The organism is Rhizobium sp. RSm-3, from assembly GCF_001854685.1.
GTDB lineage: Bacteria > Pseudomonadota > Alphaproteobacteria > Rhizobiales > Rhizobiaceae > Rhizobium > Rhizobium ecuadorense.
The window spans coordinates 651,500-657,760 of the sequence record NZ_MAWZ01000002.1 but is presented as its reverse complement, the minus strand read 5'-3'; the positions used below and the strand labels follow the sequence as shown (position 1 = coordinate 657,760).

At 61.4% G+C, this 6,261-nt stretch carries 4 protein-coding genes; all 4 read right to left on the bottom strand.

The features are described 5' to 3' along the window. Window positions 1-242 precede the first annotated feature (242 nt). Window positions 243-2,141 (bottom strand): potassium transporter Kup, encoded by a 1,899-nt coding sequence (locus tag BBJ66_RS06280; protein WP_071085703.1) that lies wholly within the window; start codon window positions 2,139-2,141, stop codon window positions 243-245. A 19-nt stretch (window positions 2,142-2,160) separates the two neighbouring features. Next, entirely contained in the window at window positions 2,161-3,138 is a 978-nt protein-coding gene (locus tag BBJ66_RS06275) for a magnesium transporter CorA family protein (protein WP_071085759.1), read from the bottom strand. Window positions 3,139-3,549: 411 nt separating this feature from the next. After that, on the bottom strand, window positions 3,550-4,728 hold the full coding sequence (locus BBJ66_RS06265; protein WP_049735965.1) for an Mrp/NBP35 family ATP-binding protein: 1,179 nt from the start codon (window positions 4,726-4,728) through the stop codon (window positions 3,550-3,552). A 640-nt stretch (window positions 4,729-5,368) separates the two neighbouring features. Continuing rightward, the gene (locus BBJ66_RS06260) at window positions 5,369-6,103 is read right to left on the bottom strand and encodes a LuxR family transcriptional regulator (RefSeq protein ID WP_049735964.1); all 735 of its coding nucleotides are present in this window, start codon (window positions 6,101-6,103) and stop codon (window positions 5,369-5,371) included. Window positions 6,104-6,261: the final 158 nt, after the last annotated feature.

The window sequence follows — 6,261 nt, the reverse complement described above, 5'->3', positions numbered from 1 at the left end:
CCCTCTCGACAAGCCAATCGCAAGCAAAATGCGCAGGGCAAACTGGAACAAAGAATTCTTCTTCCAGCTCTTTGCTCATATGCGATAGCCCTGCCACAAGGGGGAGGGACTTAGAGAGGCACCGTCGCATTCACGCCCGAAACGCTGAGATACTTGTGAAATGGGTGCGACTGGTTAAGCCCCTCCCCCTTGTGGGGAGGGGTTTGGGGCGGGGCGGTGCAACCGCCCCCTCTTCCCACCCATCAAATAATCACATGCGACCCCAGTTCCACCACGCGGTTGGCCGGCAGGCGGAAGTAGTCCGAGGGATTGGCGGCGGCGTTGGCAAGCGCGATGTAAAGCCGATCCTGCCAGTAGGGCATGCCTGATTTGGCGTCCGGCACCAGCTTGCGGCGGCCGAGATAGAAGGAGGTCGACATGATGTCGAACTTCAGCCCCGTCTTGCGCAGCGTCGCCAGGGCCTGCGAGACATTCTGCGATTCCATGAAGCCGAACAGCAGTTCGACGCGGGCGAAGCGCTCGGAAATCTGCTCGACCTTGTAGCGGTCGTGGCTCGGCACGCGCGGCTTGTTGACGGTGCGGATCGTCAGGATGACGTTGCGGTCGTGAAGCACGTGGTTGTGCTTGAGATTGTGCAGCAAGGCGGCGGGGGCCGATTCCGGATCGCTGGTCAGGAAGATCGCGGTGCCCGGAACCTGGGCCGGCGAATGGTCGCTCTTGCGCTCGATCGCGCTGACGAAGGAAGGGAGCGGAATATCGGTGTGGCGGGTCTTTTCCATCAGGATCGCGCTGCCGCGGCGCCAGGTCCACATGACGACGGTAAAGGCGGTGGCGATCAGGATCGGGATGTAACCGCCGTCGTGGATCTTCAAAAGGTTGGCGCCGAGGAAGATCAGTTCGAGCACGACCAGCGGCGCAAGCGCGATCACCGCCACCGGAAGCGACCAGTTCCAGCGGGCGCGAACGAATTCGAAGGCCATGATCGACGTGACGACCATGGCACCGGTGACGGAAATGCCATAGGCGGTCGCCAGCGCATCCGACGTCTTGAAGCTCAGAACCAGGAAGATGACGCCGATGAACAGCACGGCATTGACCGAAGGCACGAAGATCTGCCCGGTATTGGTTTCCGAGGTGAAGAGGATTTCCATGCGCGGCAGGAAGCCGAGGTTGATGCCCTGGCGCACCAGCGAGAAGGCGCCGGTGATGACCGCCTGGCTGGCGATGATCGTCGCGGCGGTCGCCAGGATGACGACCGGCAGCAGCGCCCATTGCGGAAACATCAGATAAAAGGGATCCGACATCGTCGCCGGCTTGCCGAGCACGAGAGCGCCTTGCCCGAGATAGTTCAGCGTCAACGACGGAAACACCAGCGCAAACCAGGCCCATTGAATCGGGCGGCGGCCGAAATGGCCGAGATCGGCATAAAGCGCCTCCGCACCCGTCACCGTCAGGAAGACGGCGCCAAGCACGACGACACCGTAGAAACCTTCATGCAGCAGGAAGCTGACGGCATAGTAGGGGTTGAAGGCGGCAAGGATGCCGAAATCGTCCGAAATATGCGATATGCCGGCGGCGGCAATGACGATGAACCAGACCGCGGTGATCGGGCCGAAAAACCTGGCGACGGCGCCGGTGCCGCGCGACTGCACGACGAAGAGCAGCGCCAGGATCACCACCGAGATCGGCACGATATATTCCGAGAGCCTCGGTGTGACCAGCTTCAGACCTTCGACGGCAGAGAGCACCGACAGCGCCGGTGTGATCATCGCATCGCCGAGAAAGAGGGCAGCCCCCATCAGGCCGAGCAGCATCAGGATCGCGGTATGGCCGTTGGCGGTCTTCATCAGAAGAGCAAGCAGCGACAGCGTGCCGCCCTCGCCCTCGTTGTCGGCGCGCAGCAGGAAGAGCACATATTTGATGGTGACGATGATCGTCAGCGCCCAGATCATCAGCGAAATCAGGCTGATGACCTCGAAGCGGGTGAGGCCGTCATGGGCCACGGGCTTCAGCGCCTCGCGAAAGGCATAGAGCGGGCTGGTGCCGATATCGCCGTAGACGACGCCGACGGAACCCAGCGTGAGATAGAACAGCTTTTTCGGCGTCATCTGGGATTCGTTCGGATGGCTCTCTTCGGACATGAAGTTTGCAACAGGCTCCTCAGAGCCAGCCTTTCCAGCGGAAAAAGAAAAAAGGGATGACGGCTGATATTACCATCAGGGCCAGCGAATAGGGATAACCCGCAGCCCAGGCCAGCTCCGGCATGACCTGAAAATTCATGCCATAGACGGAGGCGACCAGTGTCGGCGGCAAGAACACCACCGAGGCGATCGAGAAGATCTTGATGATCGAATTCTGCTCGATGTTGATCAGACCGAGCGAAGCGTCGAGCAGGAAGGTGATGTTGCCGGCAACGAAGGCGGCATGCTCCGACAGCGACTGGATATCGCGCGAGAGGGTGCGGCAGAGTTCCTTCGTCTCGCGGTCCTGCTGGACCGCGGGGATCGTGTGAAAGAAGGTCAGCAGGCGAGACAGCGAACCAAGGCTGTCGCGCACCTTGCTGATCATCCGGTGATAGCCGGCGATATCGCGCAGCTTCTCTTCGAGGTAGTTCGAGGGCTTACGCACCTTCTTCGCCCGGTCGCCGAAGACATGCGTCGACAAGATGTCGAGGCGTGAGACGGAGACTTCGAGGATCTCGGCGGTGCGGTCGACAATCGTCTCCAATAGCTTGGCGAGAAGGGCAGCGCCGCTGCGCCAGTTTTCCGGCAGCCGGTGAAGGGCGGCGATGAACAGCGCAAAGGATTTGGGATGGGCGTAGCGGATGGTGACCAGCCGGTTTCCGGCCAGGATGAAAGCGACATCGGTCAGCGTCGGGGCGTCGGTATCCGCCTTCCAGAGAAGCGAGGCGGTCATGAAGACGGCGTCGTTTTCGACATAGAGACGGGCGGAGGGCTCGATATCCTTGAGATCGTCACGGGTCGGAACCTCGATGCCGAGAACCTTCTCGACATACAGCTCCTCGTCGCGGCTCGGCTCGATCATGTCGATCCAGACGACATCCCCAGGGAAGGATGCGGGATGCGACAGATCGCGGATTTCGACCGACCTGCAATTGGAACAATAAGCGGTGATCACCGGCAGCCTTTCCATGCGGCCGAAAGCGCGGCAATGCGAGGCTCGCTCGTCCCAGGTTCCAACGGAAGCGGATCAAAAAAGCTCATACAACTCCGGCTGCATCCAACCTCGAAGGCCGGCATGCGCATTGTGCTCCACCGCATCGCAGCGATCAATCCTTCGATCGACAAGACAACTCCGAACTTGCAGGCGGGCCGAAATCTTCCAAACGAAGACGGCCGTCATTGAGCATCTGCAGCAAACGCCATCATGGCGCCGCGGCATATGCAGCAAAGCCGTGAAATAATCAAGACATCTTCCGTGAACCGCGGCTTTTCACCACGTTTGCCTCACAATTTGAGGTATCGACAATCGTGATTCGGCCGCTGCATGCGTCGCTCGGAACTGCCGCACCGTTCCGGATGACGTGGCTTATTCGAAGACGATCGTCGGTGCCGGCCGTTGGGTTTGGCCGCCCAGCTGTTCCCAGACCTTGGCGGCGATGCCGCGATAGATGCCGGCGACGACGCCGTTCGGCTCGGAGGCGACGAGCGGCGTGCCGGCGTCTGAGGTTTCGCGGATGTTCATTGTCAGCGGCACTTCGCCGAGGAAGGGCACGCCGATGCGCTCGGCCTCCTTGCGGGCGCCGCCATGGCCGAAGATATCGTAGCGGGTGCCGGTGTCCGGCGCGATGAAATAGCTCATATTCTCGACGATGCCGAGCACCGGCACCTCGACCTTGCGGAACATGTTGAGGCCCTTGCGGGCATCGATCAGGGCGAGGTCCTGCGGCGTCGAGACGATGACGGCGCCGGCAAGCGGCACCTGCTGGGCCATGGTCAGCTGCGCGTCGCCGGTGCCGGGCGGCATGTCGACGACCAGCACGTCGAGTTCGCCCCAGGCGACTTCACGCAGCATCTGCAAGAGCGCCGACTGAACCATCGGCCCGCGCCAGATCATCGCCGTCTCCTCGTCGACGAGGAAGCCCATCGACATGACCTTGAGGCCGTAATTCTCCATCGGATTGATGATGCGGCCATCGATCTGGGTCGGGCGGCCTGAAATTTTCAAGAGCCGCGGCATCGAGGGACCATAGATATCGGCGTCGAGAATGCCGACGCGAAGACCGTTGGCGAGCAGGCCGAGCGCCAGGTTGACGGCAGTGGTCGACTTGCCGACCCCGCCCTTGCCCGAGGCGACGGCGATGATGGCGCCGATGCCGGGAACGCCGATCTTGCCGGCCCGCGGCGGCTGTTGCGGGGCATGGGCGTGGCTACCGTGATCATGTTGATGATCGTGGCCGGCATGGCCGTGCGGCGGGTTCGGCACCGGGCGGGCGGCCGGAGCGGCGGCGGCGGCTTTCTTGTCTGCGGTCAGCGCGACGAGCGCGCCCTTGACGCCAGGCATGGCCTTGACGACGCGCTCGGCCGCGAGCCGCATCGGTTCGAGCTCCTTGGCGCGATCGGCCGGAACGGTGATGGAGAAATAAACCTTGCCGTCGGAGATGAAGACATCGGAAACCATGCCGAGCTCGACGATATCGTGCTCGAGATCCGGTCCACGCACAGTCTTCAGCGTTTCGAGAACCTGTTCCTTGGTGACGTCGGTCATTCCACCCTCACTGCTTCTTCTTGCAGACCAGAGCGCCGCGCGTCTTTCAAGACGCGCAAGGAGCGCTGTAGCACTTTGAATTGCTGCATGATTTCAGCCTTCATCGATTCCGATCAAGACTGAAATCATGCAGTAGAGATAGTGGAGACGGACGCCTTCGCCAAACAAAATCATCGGCGGGGAAACCGATTTGCCGGCTTGCAAAAAGCGCCGGGGAGAACGGGCAATCCGTTGCGGCCATCAAGTCCGCCGGGCTTTCGCCCTGATGGCCGCAACGGTCTCCCCGAGAACCGGCGCAATCCGGGGCGAACTAGCGCAAGCCGACAAAAAGGCCAGCGAAAAATTAAGAGGAAAGGCCAAATCGCGGGCATCCGTGCAAGAGGCGGTGCCAAAACGCAACAACCGCTGCCGACACCGAAGGCTTGGGAAAGCGGCATCGGCGTCGGACAGCAGTGCGCGGCCGCGCCATTTCCTGGCGCTGGTCCAAGTCCCCTCTGGGCCTTTGTCAAAAGAGAAGCAGAAAGCGTGCCAGACGGAAAATTGGCGGAAATGGCACAAATGCGGGCCGGGACGGCCGCGAGCGGCAAGCATATGCCCAAGCGCTGGGCGCCCGGCGAAAACCCGCCACGCCTTCTGCATCTTATTTGATCAGGCCGATGCGCAGCGCCTTGGCCACCGCCTGCGTCCGGTTGACCGTATCGAGCTTCTTGGTGGCGCGGTTGAGGTAATGATTGACCGTGTGCTCGGAGAGGGTGAGAATTTCGGCGATTTCGGCACTGGTCTTGCCCGCCGCCGTCCAGTTGAGGCAATCGATTTCCCGGTCGGTCAGCGTGTCCGTGATGCGGGTATCGAGGTTGCGGATCTCGGCGAGCCTGTCATAGACATGGATGGAGATATAGCAGAGCTCGCGCATCTCAGCTGGGCTGAAGGGCTCGCGGTCGCCGGCGAAAGAGATGGCGCCGCGCACGCCGGATGGCTCATGCGTCGGGAAATAGGCGCCGCGCATCATCCTGAAACGTTCGAACAGCGAGGCGACGAGCACCGACTTGCCATCGTCCCGCGACCAGTTCTCGCGCGACATGTCATAGAAGAAGGGCCGCGCGGAGGTTCTCAGCCGCCTCAGAACCGGGCTGTTGACCAGCAGGCTCTCCTGGTCGTAGAGCGCCAGAAGCTCAGCCGGCCAACTGGTGATGACGGTGCTGCCCTGGATATCCAGAGAGGTGATCGGCGGCAGGTTGAGAACCAGGAAGGCGCGGCTGCGATAGGCTTCCGTCACGCGTTTCAGGAACCGGAAAATATCGAACTGGGTCTTCAGGCCGGCTATTTCCTGGATATAGTCGTCGTCTTCCGGGGATGTTTGCGACAAGGGTGCCATCACATTTCTTCATCTTCGGCGCAACGGCCGGCTCGATTGCATCGGGGAATGACGATCGCTGGTTGGATCACACGGAGTCGGCCTCGGCATACAGCGTTCGGCCGGCAGGTGGTTAATCGATTTCGCGGACTATTTGCAGTTGTCGTGATTCGCCGGCA